The following is a 2048-nucleotide window of genomic DNA, read 5'->3' on the forward strand; positions in this document are numbered from 1 at the left end:
AAGCGATCCTCGACATCTTCGCACGGCCACCGCCGCTCCGATGCCCTCACTGTGACATGCTCCTCACAGAACGCCGCAAGCCAAAGGTGCCAAAGTAGTGCTAGTGGGTGAGGCCCGAGCCGGAGTGCTTCAAGGTAACCCGGATCGTGAAGTTTCGCCAGGATCGGCACCACTTTGTCCGGAACACGTTCAGGGGGCGCGACAATGCGGACATCGGGCGATCCCTCCAATCCGGTCCGGATCGCGTTTATTCGATCCTGCACCTCCCTTGAAGGCGTGATTGTCCCCGTCGCATTGGCGATCAGGCCCCTGGGGCTGGGTAAAGCGGGCGTCATGTGCACTGTCAGCCAGGTCACATAAGCCTCCGTCGTCGCCGTTCTCCCGCTGATGTGAAGCCCATGCTTTCATAGAATGCAGCGAGCCTATCGGCGTCAGGGCGGTCGGCCAAGGGAAAAGACACCTCGACCATGGGCCACTGCCGCGCTCGCGCTTCGCAGTCTAGGGCGGTGAGAAGCCGTCTCCCATGTCCAGCCGAGCGATGGCGCGGATCAACCCAGAGCTCCTGCAGGATGCCATAATGGCCTGAAGCCCTGATTGCCGTAACATCGGAGACGGCCGCCTGGGAAGCACGCAGAAATGCAGGGGATGATGTCCTCGGGCGACTGGAGTTCGCCACAGATGGTGCTGACTAACTGGTGGACGGTCTTGTAACTTTCTACGTGCATAAGGCTTGGTACATGAACGCTTCCGGTGCGGCAGATCCGTCCGAGATCATTCCGCATTAGGTCCACTATCATGAGATTCTCGGCACGGCTCTTCTCGTCCAGGCGCAATTTTTCTGCGATCCGCTGATCTTCCTCCGGAATTTCGTGTCGAGCCGCAGTGCCCTTGATAGGCCTTGGACCAGGCGTTCGCGCTGTCGTGGATGGCGGAATATGACCAGCACGCCGAATGGGAGAGATCGGAAGCGGATGGCTCCGCTTGCGGCGACGGGACGGACGACTAGCAAGGTCCTGGCCGAAGTGATTCTGTTCCGCTGCGGCGGTATGTTTTGGTGTGGTGATCATGCGACGTCTTCTCTGGTCGGTCACGTGTTTGCGGATGACCGTGCATGTACCGGGCCAAATGTGAAAAGCTTTTATAGGCAGTCGGGTAGATCTGACTCAGCTACGTTGCGTATCCGACATTGTCGGGAACTGGACAAGCCGAACGCGAAGCGCTCGGGGCTTGTTACGATACGTGGCGAAGGGGATATGATACGCCTCGAACTGGCGCGAGACCTTCGAGGACGCCGGATTACTTGGATCGTAGGTTCTGTGGCGGAAGGTGAGAGCGGTCATCACACGGATGCCCGGAACTGTCATCAGCCGGCGTGTGACTTCGTCTTCAGGCGAGATGCCGCACCTGCCCATCAAGCTTCTCCGGTTCCACGGCAGACTTGCTTGTGAAGTCAGAAGCGCCTGAACCAAATGGACCGATCCAGCGGCGTGGAGATCGCGATCACCGCGGACCTGCGCCTGGTCGACCTCAGCGGTATGCCGTCAGGACGGGTGTGCGGACCGAATCGTTCGGGTACAGCACCAGAATCCGACCAGTGGTCGGTGGCGTTCACGAGCACCCGCCCCAATCTGATGGCATCATCTTTCCCTCTCGCCTCAACGGCGCGACCAATCTCGCAATCTGCGATCGGGCCATGGGACATGGCCACGCTTGGCCTGTCGTACGCCATGGAGGGCGCCGCCCAGTTGATGTCGGGCACGCAGGTGCAGCACGCGCTCGATCTCGGCATAGGCGACACGCGCTTTGAGGTCGGCGGCATCCTGATCTCGTCATTTGACCTTCTCGCCCCGGGCATAGCCCGCGGCGATTGTGGCGGGCTTGAGCGCATTCTTCTACCTGGATCGGGCTGGCGTTTCGCGCCGTCACCGGCGACCAGCACTTGCCGTCGCGCTGCAGCCCGGTCGCAGGGCTGCTGTGGGACGCCGGCCTAGGTATCCATCCCTGGTGGACAAGGCGGTGGAGAAAATCCTGCGCATGTACCCGCCAGG

Annotated in this window: 4 protein-coding genes and 1 pseudogene; 1 reads left to right on the forward strand and 4 read right to left on the reverse strand. The window is 60.8% G+C overall.

What is annotated here, in order from left to right:
- The 4 genes and pseudogenes from ILFOPFJJ_RS34875 to ILFOPFJJ_RS36855 form a co-directional block, all read right to left on the reverse strand.
- A partial coding sequence (locus ILFOPFJJ_RS34875) for a hypothetical protein (RefSeq protein ID WP_210267724.1) occupies nucleotides 1–356 on the reverse strand: 356 nt, incomplete at its 3' end.
- Nucleotides 353–634: a GNAT family N-acetyltransferase gene (locus ILFOPFJJ_RS36745; RefSeq protein ID WP_376741502.1), complete on the reverse strand. Its 282-nt coding sequence runs from the start codon at nucleotides 632–634 to the stop codon at nucleotides 353–355. The genes ILFOPFJJ_RS36745 and ILFOPFJJ_RS34875, both read right to left, overlap by 4 nt.
- Complete coding sequence (locus ILFOPFJJ_RS34520) at nucleotides 549–1067, reverse strand: chorismate-binding protein (protein ID WP_173514863.1); 519 nt, start codon at nucleotides 1065–1067, stop codon at nucleotides 549–551. Before ILFOPFJJ_RS34520 ends, ILFOPFJJ_RS36745 begins: the two co-directional genes overlap by 86 nt.
- Before the next feature lie 231 nt (nucleotides 1068–1298).
- A pseudogene (locus tag ILFOPFJJ_RS36855) lies at nucleotides 1299–1450 on the reverse strand (IS110 family RNA-guided transposase); the annotation flags it as partial.
- 19 nt (nucleotides 1451–1469) lie between these two features.
- On the opposite strand from ILFOPFJJ_RS36855, the gene ILFOPFJJ_RS36750 reads away from it, so the two are divergent.
- Nucleotides 1470–1991, forward strand: a complete 522-nt coding sequence (locus ILFOPFJJ_RS36750) for a hypothetical protein (RefSeq protein ID WP_376741501.1) — start codon at nucleotides 1470–1472, stop codon at nucleotides 1989–1991.
- Nucleotides 1992–2048: the final 57 nt, after the last annotated feature.

The organism is Sinorhizobium psoraleae, assembly GCF_013283645.1.
GTDB lineage: Bacteria > Pseudomonadota > Alphaproteobacteria > Rhizobiales > Rhizobiaceae > Sinorhizobium > Sinorhizobium psoraleae.

Coding starts and splice junctions, on each gene's coding strand:
- ILFOPFJJ_RS36750 (WP_376741501.1), top strand. CDS start 1,470: ATGGACCGATCCAGCGGCGTGGAGATCGCGATCACCGCGGACCTGCGC.
- ILFOPFJJ_RS34520 (WP_173514863.1), bottom strand. CDS start 1,067: ATGATCACCACACCAAAACATACCGCCGCAGCGGAACAGAATCACTTC.